We start from the raw sequence: 16,753 nt of genomic DNA, 5'->3' as shown, positions 1-16,753 counted from the left end.
CATGGTATTCCGGGCGAAACGCTGTGATACTCATTGCAGCATGAATGGAGGAATGTCGTGAATCTTCGTCGGGGACTGGCCGCGGGCGCCGGCATCTTCTCGGTGGTCGCAGTGGGTATCGCGCTGGAATCCGGTAGCCCGGCGAATGCGGTCGCACCGCCGGCGGACGGCAATTACTCCTTTAACCAGGCAGGCGTGTCCGGGGTCACCTGGCAGGTCACGGCGCTCTGCGATCAGGTAAACGGAAGCCGCTACTACAAGGACTATTCCAACCCCGATATCATGGCGGACTTTTGTGCCTTGAATGTGGTGAGCGCGACATCCGAACAGATCGGCCACCAGGACAAGGTGCAGAACTTCAGCGGCAGGGCCCGGCTGGTGAGCGGGCTTTGGACCTTCCAGGCGAAGATTCCCGAGGGCGTTTCATGCCCAGGCGGCGGCACCGCCGCATCCACCGAAACCTACGCTTTCGACAACGAGACGCTCAGTGGCACGCACACCAGCCTGCACGGCGCCGAATGCGGTCTGGAACCCTCGATGACCAAGCAACCGTTCTCGCTGGTACTCGTTGGGCCCGCGCCCAGCCCCGTCCAGCGTTACCCGTTGCAATGCAACGACATTGCGATTTGCTACTGAGCTTGGCGTGCGGCCGGTGTGACTACCGGTTTAGGGCTTCATGGGGCCGGGGCTAGATCGGTGTGATGTAGGCGATCAGCCACTTGTCGCCGATCTTCTTGAAGTCCACCCGCAACCGGCTGCCGTCGTAGAGCGGCTGCCGCGACTTGTCCGTCACGGTGCGGTTCAAGTAGACCATCACCGAGGCCGAATTCCGCGTGGCGGACATGACCGCGGCACCAACGACATTGGCCTGCACGACCACCTCGCGCTTCTTGGCCTCCGGGATGATCTGCGCATTGGCGCTCTTCTGGAACTCCTGGCGATAGTCGGGCGTCAGCAGCGGATACGCCCCGGCGAGGCTGCGTTCGACGGTCTGGTAGTCGTAGGCGAAAACCGCGGGTATCTCCACGACAGCCAGCCGCGGTAACACCGCCCGCGCCGATTGCTCGCCGCGGGCCTGCACCCGATCCCAGTAGAACCAGCCCGCCGCCGCGGACAACCCGACGATGCCCGCCACCACCAGGCAGCCCGTGACGGCGATCAGCCACCTCGGAAATCGGGGCCAGCGCATCAGTTACCCCCGTCCGGATATTTGATGTCGTAGCCGGTCATGTGCCCAGCGTCATCCTCGTGCACGATGACCCGCATCCGGTACGGCATGGACGGCTTGTTGACCCCATCGATGTCGGCCACCGTCACCCGCACCGACACCAGCACTGACGCGTTGTCGGTAACCGAATCGATGCCCTCGAGAGCGGCACCGTTGACGACTGCCTCCGATGTCGCGTTGGTGGAGCGGAACAGGGCCTTGAGATTCTCGATGTTGTTGTTGGCGCCGAGCATGCCGCGCAGCGGACCGCTGGTGCCGTTATAGAACCGGTTCACGCTGTCGTCGATGTTGTCCTGCTTGTAGCTGAACATGTTGACGACCGTCTGGGTGGCGGTGTCGACGAAGCGCTGATCGCGGGCTTGTTCGGCCTCGGCGTGGCGGTGCTGGGTGACCAGGAAGGTCAGGCACCCGGCCAGCGCGCCAATTGCCAACAGCGCGGCGGCAAATGAGATCCACCCGACCAGAGCCCGGTGGGCGGGCCGCCGTGGCGGCGGCTTGACGGGCTTGAGGGCCGTGACGGTTTTCGCCGGCTGCTTCGGCTCGGCCGCAACGTCGACCTGAACCGTCACGGCCTCGCTCGAGCTACTCGCCGGGCCCACCGCACGTGATGCCCGCCGACGAACGCGCGGTGGCGTCGCTCGGTCGTCCGCCACTACATCGGCCTCGGATCACGCATCAGGTCGACCCAATTCTCGGCACTCGAGGCCCCGCTGGCGCCGGGCGCGAAAACACCAGTGCCACCTGCCGGATCCACGAAGGCTCCGGTGTGCTGGTCATAGGTTGTGTAGGCCGGACCGCTGGCCTGTGGCTGCGGGCCGGGCGGCGGCCCCCACGACTTCTCCGGGCCCGGGCCCGCCGGCGGAGGATTGATCCCCTCCGGTGGCGCTGGCGGAGGCAACCACTTCGGATATGGAAGAAGCGGCGGCGCCGGCGGGAGTCCCGGCGGCATCCACGACGGGTTGCCCGGCGGCGGCCCGCTGTCGTTGGGCGGTGGAACAACATACGCCGGCTGACGCGGCACCGGACCCGGGCCGGGTATCACACCGGGCGGGGGCGGCCCAACGATCGGGGTGCCCGGGTCGGGATCAGCGCCCGGGGGGATGTACGGGAACTTGTTGGGCGGCAATATATTCAGCCCATTCGTCACCGGTGTGTCGTAGGGGACCGGTGGACCGCGCCAGGGGTTACGGCCAACCGGCACGTAGCCCTTCGGGTCACGACACAGCTGAATCGTCGGCGCACGCTTGCCGGGGAACTCCTGGCACGGATAGTTGCGGGCACCGCGAACATCGCTGGGATCGTTCTGAGCGGTCTTGCAGTACATGTCTTTCGGGAGCTCGCGCAGCGTCTCGTCGGCCGGCGTGCGCATCAGCGGCGGGGGCACGAAGCCGACAGAGCACGGCAGCGGGTCGCCGAGGTCGATCTTGAAGTCCAGCTTGACGCCCTCGTCCTGGGGAGAGCCGCCCGCCGCCGTGATGATCGCGGCGAATAGCGCCGGCAAGACCACCAGCAGCTGTTCGATCGACTTGTGATAGATGACGCCCACCCGGCCCAGGTTGGCCATGCTCGCCGCCAACGCCGGAAAGGAGGGACGGATGCCGGAAAACGCGGTATCGGCCTCGTCGATCGCGTCCGGGGCGGTCGCCAGCGTCGAACGAAGCTGGGGGTCGGCCTGGTGCACCTCGGAGGTGAACCGCGCCAGCCCATCGGACAGCGACTTGATGTCGGCGCCGGCGCGAATCTGGGCTTGCAGGAACGGACCCGCCTGATCGATCAACTGCGAGACTTGCGGATAGTTGGCGTTGGCCTCGTCCACCAGCAAGCGGGCCGATTCGATAAGCCGGGCGAGCTCGGGACCGGATCCGTTGGCCGCGATGAACGTCTCGTGCAACAGTTCCCGCAGCCGGGTGTCACCGAGGCTGTTGACCAGCGTCTCGGACTTCTTCAACAGGTCGGCGACGTCCTGGCCGATCCGGGTGTTCTGCCGGTCGATCCGGGATCCGTTGTGCAGCTTGGCCGATGACGGGTCGCTCGGCGGCACGAGGTCGATGTATTGCTCGCCGACGGCCGACACGCTCTTCACCGAGGCGGTGACGTTCGACGGAATGGGAGTCCCGCTGTTCAGCCGCATTTCGGCGATAACGCCGCTGGGGCTCAGTCCCACCGACTCGACCCGGCCGACGGCCACACCGCGGTACGTGACATTGGCGTTCTTATAGAGGCCACCACCGGCGACGAAGTCGGCGCTGACGCCGTAGGTCCCGAGCCCGAACGTCGCGGGCAGCCGCAGGTAGAAGATCGCCATCACAATCAGCGTCACGGCGGTGATCACCGCGAAGATGCTGAGCTGGATCTTGGTCAGTCTGTCTAGCATTCGCGCGGCCCCCTATTGTCCCGACGCCGTGCCGGGCGGGATCTTGAACGGATCGGCCGCCTGTCCGGACAGGTTGGCCAGCTCACCCGTCAAGAAATCGGGCGGGTTGAGGATCTCGTTCATGTGCATCATGTTCGGATCGAGCGCATACGACGTGGTGAAGAACGTCTCGCCGAGCCGGCGCAAGGTGAGATCGAAGGTGGTGAACACGTTGAGGTAGTCACCACGCACCAACTGCTTGATGCCGAAGTTGGGGAACGGGAATGTCAGCAATATCTGCAGCGAGGTGACGAAATTCTTTCGGTTGTCGTTGAGAGCCTTGGCGACCGAATACAGGCCCTTAAGGTCTTCGGCGAAGTCCACCTTGGTTTTCGAGAGCACGTGCGACGTCACGTTGGCCAGCTTCTTCAGCGCGGCGAACGCGTCGACGATGTGCTGCCGGTTCTTGTTGAGCACGCGAATCGCCTCGGGCAGCGTGTCCAACGCCCGACCCAGGTTGTCCTTGTCGTGCGCCAGGCTCGCCGAGAATCGGTCCAACCCGTCGACCGCGTCGATGATGTCGTCGACCTGCCGGTTGAGCCCCGCCGTCAATTCCGCCAGTCTTGGCACCAAGTCGACGAACTGGCTCTGCCGGCCCGCCATGGCCTGGTATGTCTCATTAGTAATGTCTTCCAGCGCACCGAGGTTGCCCTTGTTGACCACCACCCCGAGGGCCGAAAGCACCTCTTCGGTGGTGGGAAATCGGCCGGTGCTGGACTGGGTGATTCTCGACCCGTTGACCAGCCTGCCGGTCGCCGTCTTTTCCTTCGGGGCAGCCAGGTCGATATGCAGCGAGCCCAGCAGCGACGTCTGGGCAACGGTCGCCGTCGCGTTGGCCGGCAGCACCACATTCTTGTCCAGCGCCAACTTGACTGCGGCATAGAAGGTTCCGTCGGGTCGCTGCTCGGCTTGGATGCCGGAGACGCTGCCGACGGTGACGTCGTCGACCATCACTGGCGAGTTCTGCGGCAGGGTCGCCACATCGGGCATCTCGGCGGTGACCGTGTATGCACCGCCGCCGTGGCCGGCGGTGCCGGGCAACGCCAGCGAGTTCAGCCCGCTGAATTGACACCCGGCGAGCAGCGCGCTGCCTGCCGCTAAAGCGCTGCCACGCAACCAGATTCGCTTCATCCGCCGCTCCCCTCCTCGGCCGGCGCCGACGGGCCTGGCGCTGCGGCCGGCGGGGGTCCCGGCGGGGGACCGAAGGCGGAGCCCGGGATGGGACCTGGCGCGGGACCGGGGCTCGCGCCAGCCGGCGCCGGGCTTGAAGCGGGGCTAGCTCCCGGGGGAGGCGGGACGAGCAGGCTCTGCAAATCCGTTGTGTTCTGCGTTGGCGGCGTGCCTTTGGCCGGTATCCAGGTCAGCTGTGGAATCGGTGTCTGCGCCTTGGCCTGGGTGGCCGGGGTGTCGTAAATCACCTGACCCTTATACGCCGTAATGGTGTTGAGCGGGTGGAACATGATCGGCGGATAGTTGACGGTGAGCCGGCGCAGCACTGGCCCCAGTCGCTCACGACAGATCTCGGCGCGCTTGAAATAGTCGGGAGCACGTGGCCCCCCGGCGCCGGCGGTGTCGAAGGTCCCACCGCAGATGAACTGCACGGGGTTGGCGAATTCGGGTAGCGATAGCAGGCCGTTCAGCGTGCCCTGCGCGGGGTCGTAGATGTTGTAGAAGTTGGCGATACCCGGGCCCGCCACATGCAGCACCTGCTCGATGTTCTCGCTCTGGTCACTCAACGTCTGGGCGAAGTCGTTGAGCTTGTCGACCGTACCCACCAGCGTCGAGTTGTTTTCGTGCAGGAACCCTCGGATGTCCGAGAGTGCCTTGTTCAGCGTGCCCAGGGTGGTGTCCAAGTGGCGCGAGCTGTCGGCGAGCACCTGCGATACCGATGCGACGTTTCCGGCGAATTGCACGATCTGTTCGTTGCTCTTCGACAGCGCGTCGACCAGGACCTGCAGGTTCTTGACCGTGCCGAAGATGTCGCTGCGCGAATCCCCAAGCCGCCCAGCGGCTTGCGAAAGCTCGCGCAGCGCGTTGTGGAACGATTCGCCCTTGCCGTTAAGGGTGTCGGCGGCCTGGTTGATCGCCGCGCCCAGCGGCCCCTGCATTTTTCCGGCCGCCGGACTCAGCTGGACGGCCAGTTGGGTCAGCGACTCCTTGACCTCGTCCCATTCCACCGGGACCGCGGTGCGAGCCAGGTCGATGCTTGCCCCGGCGGGCAGCACCGCCCCGCCGGTGTAGGCCGGGGTGAGCTGAATGAATCGGGCCGCCACCAGGTTCGGCGACATGACGACGGCCTTGACGTCATTGGGGATCTTCACGTCCCTGGATACCGACATGGTGATCTTGACGTCGGAAGGCCGCGGCTCGATCGTGTCGATCGAGCCCACCGGGACTCCGAGAATGCGGACCTGATCTCCGGGATAGAGCCCGACAGCAGATGTGAAGTAGCCGACGATCTTTCGGCCGTTGCCGCCGGACGAGAACAGCATGTAGACGCCCCCCAGCAACACCGCGACCAGCGCGATGATGGTGACGTTACGCAGCCGTCGGCTGTCAAAAGTCTGTGTGATCATGGCGACTTCGGCCTGATGATCCAGCGTTCTTGGATATTCCCGCGCAGGTAGTCGGCGATGCTCGCCGGCAGCTTGCCGGGCTGGTAGAAGAAGTCGAACATCGCCGCAACCAGCGGCGCCGGTATCGCACCGAAGACGTTGACGTTGAATCCGGGTCCGGAGCCAACCACCTCGCCCAGCTCGGTGGCGTAGGAGGGCAGCCGCTTGAGGGCCTCGGTGATGTAGTCGCGGTGCTCGTTGAGGTTGTCCAGCACCAGGTTGAGCTTGCTCAGGGCCGGGCCGAACTCCTTGCGGTTGTCGGCGACGAAGCCGGAAATCTGGGCCGAGACATCGTTGACGCCCGAGATCAGCCGACCCAGTGCGGCGCGGCGCTCGTCGAGCGCGGCGAACAACTGGTCGCCGTCGTCGACCAGCTTGTTGACCTGCTCGGCGCGCTGCGACAACACCGATGTCACCGACTTCGCGTGTGCCAGCAGGCCTTGCAGCGCCTCGTCACGCCGATTCAGGGTGCGCGACAACGACGTCACCCCGTCCAACGCGCCGCGCAGCTCCGGGGTGGCGTCGTGCAGCGTGTCGGTGAGAACGTTCAAGGCCTGTTCGAATTGCGGCTTGTTCAGATTGCTCGCGTTTTGACCAAGGTCCTCGAGCGCGCCGGCGAGCGTGTACGGCGTGGTCGTCCGGCTCAGCGGAATGGTGGTCGCCCTGCCGCCGCCGGCCGGGCTCACCGCGATGGAGCGCTCACCGAGGATGGTATCGGTACGGATCGCGGCCAACGACTGGTCACCGACGGTGACGTGCCGATCGACAGAAAAGGTCACCTTGGCGCTGTCTCCGGCCAGACCCACCGACCGCACCTTGCCGACCTTGAAGCCCGACACGTAAACGGGGTTGCCGGGCGTTATGCCGCCGGCGTCGGTGAAGTACGCGTCGTACGTTTTGCCCTGCGGCCAGAACGGCAACCCCGCGTAGCCGAATGCCAGCAGTACCACGCAGACCACCAGCACCAGACCGAAGACGCCGGTGCGGAGCGGATCGCGTTCACGCCGTTGCGTACTTGGCACTTCTCCTGTATTCGGCACTTCTCCTTTATTTGGCAAAAGTGCACCTCCCCTTGCTGGGATCCACCGGGCCACCGAGCGGCAGCAGGATGTCGCCGCCGGCCGGTCCATTGATCTTGATCGTCACGGAGCAGAAGTAGATGTTGAAGAACGACCCGTAGGCGCCGAGCGCGGACAACCGCAGGTAGTCTTCGCCCAGTTGCTCGATGTCGTTGTTGACCTCGGCCTTGCGGTCATCCAGCTCGGTGGCCAGCGGCCGCGTGTTTTCCAAGATGCCCTGCAGCGGTCGGCGCGAGTTCTTCAGCAGCTCGGTCAGATCCGTCGTCGTCGATGCCAGCGGCGGGATGGCGCCGGCAACCGCGTCCTTGTTCTTCGCCAACCCGGTGATCAGTTGCTGCAGCTGGTCAACGCTGGTGGAGAATTGCGCGCTCCTCTGGTCGATGGTGCCCAGCACCGTGTTGAGGCTGGTGATCGCGTCACCGATGAGCTGATCGCGCTGGCCCAGCGCCGACGAGAACGACCTGGTGTCGGCCAGCACGTTTGACAACGCACCACCCTGGCCCTGCAGCAGCTGGATGACAGCGCTGCTGATGGTGTTGACCTTGTCGGCGTCCAGACCCTTGATCACCGGCTTCAAGCCGCCCAGCAGCGCATCGAGATCCAAGGCGGGCTGGGTGTGCTGAGAATTGATCGTCCCGCCCGGCGGCAGCTTCCGCAGCTCCCCCGGGCCCGACGTGATCTCCAGGAACCGGTCGCCGACCAGGTTCTCGTACCGGATCACCGCGCGCGTCGACGAGTACAACGTGTAGCGGCGGTCGACTCCGAACTTCACGTCGACGCTATTGTCCGGGTTGAGCTTGACGCCCTCTACCGAACCCACCGGTACCCCCGCGATGCGAACCTTTTGGCCCGCCTTCAACCGCGACGCGTCGATAAAGGTTGCATGGTAAGTGCTTTCGGGACCGAACCGGAAGTCACCGAAGACCACCACCAAACCGGCGGCCACGATCAGCATGGCTACCGCGAAAATGCTGACCTTGGTCACCATCGACCGGTGCGAGGGCATCCCCGAGGCCGCCATCAGAAGTCGTCCCGTTCCGCGAAAGCGCCGTGGAACAAGAACTGCAGCGTCGAGGGCGCGTCAAACTGCACCTCTGTGAACGGCTCGTAGGGGATGTAGGCGTTGTCGGTGACCAGGAACGGCGGGCGGTAGAACGATCCGCCGTTCTGCTTGCTCGGGATGTCCGGCAATCCACGACAGTTCGGGCCGCCCGAGGCGTTGACGATCGGCAGGCTCCCCGGATACGTGTACGACGGCGAGCCCAACACGAAGCTCGACGACGTGAATAGGCCCGCCTTGCGGATACCGAGCGACGGACCGAACTCCTTGATGCCTCGGTCGATGCCCGCGAACAGGCAGCCGAACTCGGGTGAGTAGTCGGCGGCCACCTTGATCGGCGCCCGCAGCCTGTTGATGGCGTCGATGAAATTCTGCTCGCCCGGCTCCAACGTCTCATAGGCGTTGTTGGCGAGGCCGATGGTGGCCAACAGCGTGGTGTTGAGATTCTTCTGCTGGTCCGCGACCGTCTTGTTGATCGTCGGCAAATTATCGAAAACGGTATTCAAATTGGAGGCGGAGTCGGCGTATATGTTGGTGACGACCCCGGTCTTGCGGAAGTCCTCCTGCAGGGCGGGCAGCTTCGGATTGGTCTGCTGCGTCAGGGTATTCAGTCCCGACAGCAGCGAGCCCAAATCATCCCCATGGCCACGGAGACCTTCGGCGAATGCGCTCAGCGTCCCGTTCAACTCGACCGGGTCGACCTTGTGCAGCAGGTCGACGAGCGACTGGAACAGCGTGTTGACTTCCAGCTGCACCGCCGAGGCCTGCACAAGAGCATCCGGGCGAAGCGACGTCGGCGAAGGCGCCTGGGGCGGAATGAATTCCACCGACTTGGCGCCGAAGATGGTGTTGCCCCCGATGTGGACCGTCGAGTTGGAGGGAATGAAGTGCATCTCATCGCTGTCGATGGCCAGCGTCAGGCGGGCCCGGTCGTTGCTGTAGCTGATGTCGGTGACTTTGCCGATCTGGATGCCTCGGTACTTGACCTTGGCGCCCGTGTCCATCACCAGCCCGGCCCGCGGCGCGGAGACCGTGACGGTGTCGATCGAGGCGAAAGCCGCCGTGTAGGAAAGGTATGTCAGGACGGCGAATGCCACCATCAAAGCGGCCAGCAGCGCTGCTGCCAGCCGGACAGTTGACCGTCGCGATACGCCTTGTGACATCGTCCCCTTACCCAGAGAGATTGAAGTTACCGGACGCGCCGTAAACGGCGAGTGAGATGAACAAGGTGATGACGACGACGACGATCAGCGAGGTCCGCACGGCTTGGCCGACCGCGATGCCGACTCCGACCGGACCACCAGATGCGTTGTAGCCGTAGTAAGTATGGACGAGCATCACCGCGATCGACATCACGATGGCCTGTAGGAACGACCACAGGAGGTCCGACGGGATGAGGAATGTATTGAAGTAGTGGTCGTACAGGCCCGCCGACTGGCCGTTGACGAAGACCGTGATGAACCGGGCGGCGAAGAACGCGGCCAGCACCGACAGCGAATACAGCGGGATGATCGCGATGAGCCCCGCGATCAGTCGGGTTGACACCAGATACGACACCGAGTGCACCGCCATGCTTTCGACGGCGTCGATTTCCTCGGAAACCCGCATGGCGCCCAGCTGGGCGGTCGCGCCGGCACCGATGGTGGCCGCCAACGCGATACCCGCAATCACCGGCGCCACGATACGGACGTTCAGAAACGCCGACAGGAACCCGGTCAGCGCCTCGATACCGATGTTGCCCAGCGAGGAGTAACCCTGCACGGCGATGACTCCACCGGAGGCCAGGGTCAAAAAGGCCGCAACGCCGACCGTGCCACCGATCATGATGAGCGCCCCTGCGCCCAGCGTCATCTCGGCCACCAGCCGGATCGTCTCCCGCCGGTACCGGGTAAGCGCGTTGGGGACATAGCGCATGGTCTGGCCGTAGAACAGCGCCTGCTCACCGAAGTCGTCAACCGGCCCCTGCAGCCTCGACGCGAGGTTACGGAGCCGATAGGTGACGTCGTAGCTCATCGGGTACTCATCCGCCTCATCACTTGGCCGAGATCCGCACGCCGATGGCGGTCATCACCACGTTGATGACGAACAGGCAGATGAATGCGTAGACGACGGTTTCGTTGACCGCGTTGCCGACGCCCTTGGGCCCACCCTTGACGGTCAGGCCGAGGTAACACCCGACCAGCCCGGCCATCACACCGAACAGCAGCGCCTTGACTTCGGCGAGAACCAGCTCGCGCAGTCCGGTAAGCACCGTCAACCCGTTGATGAACGCACCCGGGTTGACACCCTGCAGGAAGACCGAGAACACGTAGCCGCCGGACAAACCGATGGCGCACACCAAACCGTTCAGCAGCAGCGCGACCACCGTGGAGGCCAAAACCCGTGGCACGACGAGCCGGTGGATCGGGTCGATGCCGAGCACCCGCATCGCGTCGATCTCTTCGCGGATGGTGCGGGCACCCAGGTCGGCGCAGATCGCGGTGGCGCCGGCGCCCGCGACGACGAGCACGGTCACCACCGGGCCCAGCTGGGTGATGGTGCCGAATGCCGTTCCGGCGCCGGACAAGTCGGCGGCCCCGATTTCGCGGAGCAGGATGTTGAGGGTGAACGCGACCAGGACGGTGAACGGGATCGACACCAGCAGCGTCGGAACCAGCGACACGCGAGCGATCATCCAGGTCTGTTCGAGGAACTCACCCAATTGGAACGGCCGTCGGAAAGTCGCACGGCCGGTATCGATCATCATCTCGAAGAACCCGCCGACGGCGCGGGCGGGAACCGTAAGTTGTTCGATCAACTTGGTGCCCCCCTTCGCTGCTCGCGGCGAATCCTGTACGTCGCCTCTACGCGGTCTTCAGTCACAAGCGGCTCGGTGTGAGCCGGACCATATTAACCCAGATAAAGTACACCGTGTCAATGAACAGCATTTCTGTGTCGAAAGCGTTAATTTGGCCAGCTCACCGGTACCGCTTTGCTTCAAACTGACACAAGTTCTACTTGGCGATTCCTGGTTGTCAAGTAGCTTTATCCGGCTATTGCTCCATCAGTCCGACCGCGGAAAAGCCCCGCTCTGGATCACGTCCAGCAAAGTATTCATACAGCGTGTCGCTGAGCCGGCCCGGCTCCCAAGCCGGCCCGTCGGCCGTGAATTTATGCTCCGCCGTGGGCGCGGAGACCAGTGTCACCTGAGGGCCGTAAACGATGAACACCTGACCGTTGACCTCCGCGGCGGCCGGCGATGACAAGAACTTGACCAGACTCACCACGTGCTCCGGCGACAGGGGGTCGACGTCGCCTTCCGTGTCCGGTGCCGCGCCGAAGACGTCGGCGGTCATCGCCGTGCGGGCCCGGGGACAGATCGCGTTGGCGCACACGCCATAGCGGCCCAGCGCCCGCGCGGCCGACATGGTGAGTGCGATGATGCCGGCCTTGGCCGCACCGTAGTTGGCCTGCCCCACCGGGCCCACCAGTCCCGCCTCCGACGAGGTGTTGACGAGCCGGCCGAAGATCTTTCCCTCGCCGTCCTTGGCGTCTTTGGCTTTGGCGCGCCAGTACGTGGCCGCGTTGCGCGTCAGCAGGAAATGGCCGCGCAGGTGCACCGCGATAACAAGGTCCCATTCCTCGTCGGACATGTTGAACAGCATCCGGTCGCGAGTGATCCCGGCGTTGTTCACGACGATGTCCAAGCCCCCGAGGCCGTCGGCGCAGGCGATCAGTTCGTCGGCGGTCGCGCGTTGGCTGATGTCGCCGGCCACCGCGACGGCTTTGGAGCCGGCGTCCGAACAAACCGAGTTGATCTCGTCGATGACGTCGGAGGCATCCAGCGCGGCGGCGATGTCATTGACGACGATGGTGGCGCCGAGCCGGGCTAAGCCGAGCGCTTCGGCTCGTCCCAGCCCCGCGGCGGCACCGGTCACCACCGCGACCTTCCCGGACAGATCGGTCACGTTTGTGCTGCTAGTCAATTTATGAATACCTCTAGTCTGTGTTTAGTCGCTGCGCAACAGGGCTGCGCGCGGGCATTCGGCGATCGCCTGTTCGGCCAGCTGCTCTCGGTCGGATGGAATCGGATCGATCTTCACGACGGCATAGTCCTCATCGTCCAGGTCGAAGATGTCCGGTGCGATTCCCAAGCACACCGCGTTACCTTCGCACCGGTCACGATCCACGATCACCCGCACGGCACCCTCCTCGCCTGGCCTTCGACCTGAGCACACGCCCCGTCAGTATGTAGCTACACCATAGGGCCCCGATGTCTCAGGGGAAACGGTCGCTGGATTCCCAGACTAGAACGTGTTACAACCGGGAAGGCGAATGGGTATCCGTTGGTCGAGCCGCGGCCCGTGACGCGGCCTCTTATTTAGACAGACGTTTAAGCGAAGGACGGCTTGGAATGCGCATCAGTTACACCCCTGAACAGGAGGAGCTGCGTCGCGAGCTGCGGTCGTACTTCACCACGCTGATGACCCCCGAGCGTCGCGAGGCACTGAGCTCGACGCAGGGCGAGGTCGGGACCGGCACCGCGTATCGCGACACCGTCGCGCAGATGGGCAAGGACGGGTGGCTCACCCTGAACTGGCCCAAGGAGTACGGCGGCCAGGACCGTTCCCCGATGGACTCCCTGATCTTCACCGACGAGGCCGCGGTCGCCGGCGTGCCGGTACCGTTCCTGACGATCAACAGCGTGGCGCCGACGATCATGGCGTTCGGCACCGAGGAACAGAAGAAGTTCTTCCTGCCGCGCATTGCTGCGGGGGAATTGCACTTCTCGATCGGCTACTCCGAGCCCGGCGCCGGCACCGACCTGGCCAACCTGCGCACCACCGCGGTCCGCGACGGCGACGACTACGTGATCAACGGCCAGAAGATGTGGACCAGCCTGATCGCCTATGCGGACTGGGTGTGGCTGGCGGTGCGCACCAACCCGGACGCCAAGAAGCACCGCGGCATTTCGATGCTGACCGTGCCGACGACCGCCGAAGGCTTCTCCTGGACGCCGGTGCACACCATGGCCGGCGTGGACACCAGCGCCACCTATTACTCCGACGTGCGGGTCCCGGTGAGCAACCTGATCGGCGAGGAGAACGGCGGCTGGAAACTGGTGACCAACCAGCTCAACCACGAGCGGGTCGCCCTGGTGTCGCCGCAGCCGATCTTTTTGGCCCTGCGCGAGGTGCGCGAGTGGGCGCAGAACACCAAGGACTCCAGCGGGGCCCGGCTCGTCGACTCGGAATGGGTGCAGTTGAACCTGGCCCGGGTGCACGCCAAGGCCGAGGTGCTCAAGCTGATCAACTGGGAGCTCGCGTCGTCTTCGAGTGAAGCCCTCTCGCCCGCCGATGCATCGGCCGCCAAGGTGTTCGGGACCGAGCTGGCCACCGAGGCCTACCGGCTGCTGATGGAGGTGCTGGGCACCGCCGCGACGCTGCGCCAGGATTCACCGGGCGCGCTGCTGCGCGGCCGGGTCGAGCGGATGCATCGTGCGTGCCTGATCCTGACCTTCGGCGGCGGCACCAACGAAGTCCAGCGCGACATCATCGGCATGGTCGCGCTCGGACTGCCGCGCAACCGCTGACCCCACTGTTTATTTTCAAAAGGACAACATTCTATGGACTTCACGACAACCGAAGCGGCCATCGACCTCGGTGGGCTGGTCGACACCATCGTGGACTCGGTGTGCACACCGGAGCATCAACGCGAACTGGACGGGCTCGATCAACGGTTCGACAAGAAGTTGTGGCGCAAGCTGATCGACTCCGACATCCTGTCCAGCGCGGCGGCGTCGGCGGTGGGCGGCGACGGTTTCGGCGTGCTCGAGCAGGTGGCGATTCTGGTCGCGCTCGGTCATCAGATGGCCGCCGTGCCCTACCTGGAATCGGTGATGCTGGGCTCTGGCGCACTGGCCCGGTTCGGCTCCGAGCAACTGCAGCAGGACTGGGGCGTGCCGGCGGTCAAGGGCGAGAAGATCCTCACCGTCGCTTTGGACGGCGAGATGGGTGAGGGTCCGGTTCAGGCGGTCGGCGGTGACGACGGCTATCGACTGACCGGCACCCGCACGCTGGTCGGCTATGCCCCGGTGGCCGACGGCTTTTTGGTCCCCGCCGAAACCGATTCGGGCACCGCCGTTTTCCTGGTCGCGGCCGACGACCCCGGGGTGACGGTGACGGCTTTGGACACCACCGGACTGGGCAGCGTCGGACACCTGGCGCTGGATGGTGTCGCGGTGGACGGCTCGCGGCGGGTCGGCGGGGGTGAAGTGGCCGCGTGGCTCGGCACGCTTTCCACCCTGGGCCGCAGCGCGTTTCAGCTCGGGGTGTTGGAGCGGGGGCTGCAGATGACCGCCGAATACGCCCGCGAACGCGAGCAATTCGATCGCCCGATCGGGAGCTTCCAGGCCGTTTCGCAGCGGTTGGCCGACGGCTACATCGACGTCAAGGGGCTGCGGCTCACCCTCATCCAGGCGGCCTGGAAGGTGTCCGAGGACATCGCCGCCGAAATCGACGTGGCCAGCGCGGCGTTCTGGGCCGCCGACGCCGGGCACCGGGTGGCGCACACCATCGTGCACGTGCACGGCGGCGTCGGCGTCGACACCGACCACCCGGCGCACCGTTATTTCCTGTCCGCCAAGGAAACCGAGTTCGTGTTGGGCGGTGCGACGGGACAGCTGCGCCGGATCGGCCGTGAACTTGCGGAAACCCCTGCTTGAGGTTGCTGCCCGCCGGCGGAGCTGGGGGTACTCCCCCGCGAGCGGGAGGTGCCCCCACCCGCTTGCGAGCGTCACGCCAGCGTGGCGCTCGCACCCGCGAGCCACGCTGGCGTGACGCTCGGCGCAGGGTAAAGGGGACCAAACTTTGACGAGCAACCCCACCGTCACCGAACTTCTGGTGCCGCTGGCCGAGATCGACGACCGGGGCGTCTACTTCGAAGACTCGTTCACCGGCTGGCGCGACCACGTCCGGCACGGTGCCGCGATCGCCGCGGCGCTGCGCGAGCGCCTCGACCCGACGCGGCCGCCGCACGTCGGCGTGCTGCTGGAGAACACCCCGTTCTTCTCGGCGATGCTGGTGGCGGCGGGGATGTCGGGGATCGTGCCGGTGGGGCTCAACCCGGTGCGCCGCGGCGAAGCGCTGGCCCGCGACATCGCCCACGCCGACTGCCAGTTGGTGCTGGCCGACTCGAATTCGGCCGTGTCGCTGGGCGATATCGGTCACGTGAACGTCGATTCCCCCGAGTGGGCCGACGAGGTGGCCGCACATGGGGACGCCGAGCCGCGTTTTCGGCGCGCCTCACCCGAGGATCTGTTCATGCTGATCTTCACGTCGGGCACCAGTGGCGATCCGAAGGCGGTCAAGTGCAGCCACGGCAAGGTGGCGATCGCCGGCGTGACGATGACGCAGCGGTTCGACCTCGGGCCCGACGACGTCTGCTATGTGTCGATGCCGCTGTTTCATTCCAACGCGGTGCTGGTCGGGTGGTCGGTGGCCGTGGCATGCCGGGGGTCAATGGCCTTGCGGCGCAAGTTCTCTGCGTCCGGGTTTCTGCCGGACGTGCGCCGCTACGGCGCCACCTACGCCAACTACGTGGGAAAGCCGTTGTCGTATGTGCTTGCCACGCCCGAGCGGCCCGACGATGCGGACAACCCGCTGCGCGCCGTGTACGGCAACGAGGGCGTGCCCGCCGACATCGAGCGCTTCGGCCGCAGGTTCGGGTGTGTCGTGCAGGACGGGTTCGGTTCGACCGAAGGCGGCGTGGCGATCGCCCGCACGCCGGACACCCCGCCGGGTTCGTTGGGGCCGCTGCTCGCGGGGGTCGAGATCGTCGACCCCGACACCGGCGAGCCCTGCCCGGTCGGAGTGGTCGGCGAGCTCGTGAACACCGCCGGGCCGGGCCGTTTCGAGGGCTACTACAACGACGCGGCGGCCGAGGCCGAGCGGATGGCCGGCGGCGTCTACCACAGCGGCGATCTGGCCTATCGCGATGCGGACGGCTATGCGTATTTCGCCGGGCGGCTTGGCGATTGGATGCGGGTCGACGGCGAAAACCTCGGCGCGGCCCCGATCGAGCGGGTGCTGCTGCGCTACCCTGACGCGACCGAGGTGGCGGTGTACGCGGTGCCCGATCCCATCGTCGGCGACCGGGTGATGGCCGCGTTGGTGCTGGCGCCTGGGGTCGAGTTCGATCCCGAAAGGTTCCGGGCCTTCCTGGCCGATCAGCCCGACCTGGGGCCCAAGCAGTGGCCGTCGTACGTGCGGGTCTGCGCCGAGCTGCCGCGGACGGCGACGTTCAAGGTGGTCAAGCGGCAGTTGTCGGCCCAGGGTGTCGAGTGCGATGATCCGGTGTGGCCGATTCGCCGATAGCCGC

At 65.4% G+C, this 16,753-nt stretch carries 16 protein-coding genes; 4 read left to right on the top strand and 12 right to left on the bottom strand.

The annotated features are described in order from the left end of the window. Nucleotides 1–57: 57 nt before the first annotated feature. Nucleotides 58–636 (top strand): hypothetical protein, encoded by a 579-nt coding sequence (locus tag G6N25_RS12660; RefSeq protein WP_083072331.1) that lies wholly within the window; start codon nt 58–60, stop codon nt 634–636. 52 nt (nt 637–688) lie between these two features. On the opposite strand, the gene G6N25_RS12655 is transcribed toward G6N25_RS12660, so the two are convergent. The 12 genes from G6N25_RS12655 to G6N25_RS12600 form a co-directional block, all read right to left on the bottom strand. Beyond that, a complete protein-coding gene (locus tag G6N25_RS12655; protein WP_083072332.1) occupies nt 689–1,189 on the bottom strand; it encodes a mammalian cell entry protein in 501 nt (166 codons plus the stop codon). After that, nucleotides 1,189–1,881: a mammalian cell entry protein gene (locus G6N25_RS12650; protein ID WP_179961668.1), complete on the bottom strand. Its 693-nt coding sequence runs from the start codon at nt 1,879–1,881 to the stop codon at nt 1,189–1,191. Before G6N25_RS12650 ends, G6N25_RS12655 begins: the two co-directional genes overlap by 1 nt. Further along, nucleotides 1,881–3,602 (bottom strand): virulence factor Mce family protein, encoded by a 1,722-nt coding sequence (locus tag G6N25_RS12645; protein WP_083072333.1) that lies wholly within the window; start codon nt 3,600–3,602, stop codon nt 1,881–1,883. The genes G6N25_RS12650 and G6N25_RS12645 overlap by 1 nt, the downstream gene beginning before the upstream one ends. Nucleotides 3,603–3,614: 12 nt before the next feature. Continuing rightward, the gene (locus tag G6N25_RS12640) at nt 3,615–4,772 is read right to left on the bottom strand and encodes an MCE family protein (protein ID WP_083072334.1); all 1,158 of its coding nucleotides are present in this window, start codon (nt 4,770–4,772) and stop codon (nt 3,615–3,617) included. Beyond that, nucleotides 4,769–6,217, bottom strand: a complete 1,449-nt coding sequence (locus G6N25_RS12635) for a virulence factor Mce family protein (RefSeq protein WP_083072335.1) — start codon at nt 6,215–6,217, stop codon at nt 4,769–4,771. The genes G6N25_RS12640 and G6N25_RS12635 overlap by 4 nt, the downstream gene beginning before the upstream one ends. Further along, nucleotides 6,214–7,350, bottom strand: a complete 1,137-nt coding sequence (locus tag G6N25_RS12630) for a virulence factor Mce family protein (protein WP_372506956.1) — start codon at nt 7,348–7,350, stop codon at nt 6,214–6,216. Before G6N25_RS12630 ends, G6N25_RS12635 begins: the two co-directional genes overlap by 4 nt. Further along, the gene (locus G6N25_RS12625) at nt 7,304–8,356 is read right to left on the bottom strand and encodes a virulence factor Mce family protein (RefSeq protein WP_083072337.1); all 1,053 of its coding nucleotides are present in this window, start codon (nt 8,354–8,356) and stop codon (nt 7,304–7,306) included. The genes G6N25_RS12630 and G6N25_RS12625 overlap by 47 nt, the downstream gene beginning before the upstream one ends. After that, nucleotides 8,356–9,558 (bottom strand): MCE family protein, encoded by a 1,203-nt coding sequence (locus tag G6N25_RS12620; RefSeq protein WP_083072338.1) that lies wholly within the window; start codon nt 9,556–9,558, stop codon nt 8,356–8,358. Before G6N25_RS12620 ends, G6N25_RS12625 begins: the two co-directional genes overlap by 1 nt. 7 nt (nt 9,559–9,565) lie before the next feature. Further along, entirely contained in the window at nt 9,566–10,408 is an 843-nt protein-coding gene (locus G6N25_RS12615; protein WP_083072339.1) for an MlaE family ABC transporter permease, read from the bottom strand. Nucleotides 10,409–10,427: 19 nt separating this feature from the next. Continuing rightward, the gene (locus tag G6N25_RS12610; protein WP_083072340.1) at nt 10,428–11,192 is read right to left on the bottom strand and encodes an MlaE family ABC transporter permease; all 765 of its coding nucleotides are present in this window, start codon (nt 11,190–11,192) and stop codon (nt 10,428–10,430) included. A 235-nt stretch (nt 11,193–11,427) separates the two neighbouring features. Continuing rightward, on the bottom strand, nt 11,428–12,360 hold the full coding sequence (locus G6N25_RS12605) for a 3-oxoacyl-ACP reductase (RefSeq protein ID WP_083072341.1): 933 nt from the start codon (nt 12,358–12,360) through the stop codon (nt 11,428–11,430). Nucleotides 12,361–12,384: 24 nt separating this feature from the next. Beyond that, nucleotides 12,385–12,576 (bottom strand): ferredoxin, encoded by a 192-nt coding sequence (locus tag G6N25_RS12600; RefSeq protein WP_083072342.1) that lies wholly within the window; start codon nt 12,574–12,576, stop codon nt 12,385–12,387. A gap of 212 nt (nt 12,577–12,788) precedes the next feature. Between G6N25_RS12600 and G6N25_RS12595 the strand changes: the two genes are divergently transcribed. From G6N25_RS12595 to fadD17, 3 genes are all read left to right on the top strand, one after another. Then, nucleotides 12,789–13,967 (top strand): acyl-CoA dehydrogenase, encoded by a 1,179-nt coding sequence (locus G6N25_RS12595; RefSeq protein WP_083072343.1) that lies wholly within the window; start codon nt 12,789–12,791, stop codon nt 13,965–13,967. 33 nt (nt 13,968–14,000) lie between these two features. Next, nucleotides 14,001–15,098, top strand: a complete 1,098-nt coding sequence (locus G6N25_RS12590) for an acyl-CoA dehydrogenase family protein (protein ID WP_083072344.1) — start codon at nt 14,001–14,003, stop codon at nt 15,096–15,098. A gap of 145 nt (nt 15,099–15,243) precedes the next feature. Further along, nucleotides 15,244–16,749 carry a long-chain-fatty-acid--CoA ligase FadD17 gene (fadD17, locus tag G6N25_RS12585; protein ID WP_083072345.1) on the top strand — a complete coding sequence of 502 codons (1,506 nt, stop codon included), beginning with the start codon at nt 15,244–15,246 and terminating at the stop codon, nt 16,747–16,749. Nucleotides 16,750–16,753: the final 4 nt, after the last annotated feature.

It is taken from the genome of Mycobacterium heidelbergense (assembly GCF_010730745.1).
GTDB classification, from domain to species: domain Bacteria; phylum Actinomycetota; class Actinomycetes; order Mycobacteriales; family Mycobacteriaceae; genus Mycobacterium; species Mycobacterium heidelbergense.
The sequence above is the reverse complement of the archived record's forward strand: the minus strand, read 5'-3'. Positions and strand labels throughout refer to the sequence as shown.

Excerpts from the sequence above, each read along its gene's own strand:
- G6N25_RS12655 (WP_083072332.1), bottom strand. The coding sequence starts at position 1,189 with ATGCGCTGGCCCCGATTTCCGAGGTGGCTGATCGCCGTCACGGGCTGC.
- G6N25_RS12645 (WP_083072333.1), bottom strand. The coding sequence starts at position 3,602 with ATGCTAGACAGACTGACCAAGATCCAGCTCAGCATCTTCGCGGTGATC.
- G6N25_RS12640 (WP_083072334.1), bottom strand. The coding sequence starts at position 4,772 with ATGAAGCGAATCTGGTTGCGTGGCAGCGCTTTAGCGGCAGGCAGCGCG.
- G6N25_RS12635 (WP_083072335.1), bottom strand. The coding sequence starts at position 6,217 with ATGATCACACAGACTTTTGACAGCCGACGGCTGCGTAACGTCACCATC.
- G6N25_RS12625 (WP_083072337.1), bottom strand. The coding sequence starts at position 8,356 with ATGGCGGCCTCGGGGATGCCCTCGCACCGGTCGATGGTGACCAAGGTC.
- G6N25_RS12620 (WP_083072338.1), bottom strand. The coding sequence starts at position 9,558 with ATGTCACAAGGCGTATCGCGACGGTCAACTGTCCGGCTGGCAGCAGCG.
- G6N25_RS12615 (WP_083072339.1), bottom strand. The coding sequence starts at position 10,408 with ATGAGCTACGACGTCACCTATCGGCTCCGTAACCTCGCGTCGAGGCTG.
- G6N25_RS12595 (WP_083072343.1), top strand. The coding sequence starts at position 12,789 with ATGCGCATCAGTTACACCCCTGAACAGGAGGAGCTGCGTCGCGAGCTG.
- G6N25_RS12590 (WP_083072344.1), top strand. The coding sequence starts at position 14,001 with ATGGACTTCACGACAACCGAAGCGGCCATCGACCTCGGTGGGCTGGTC.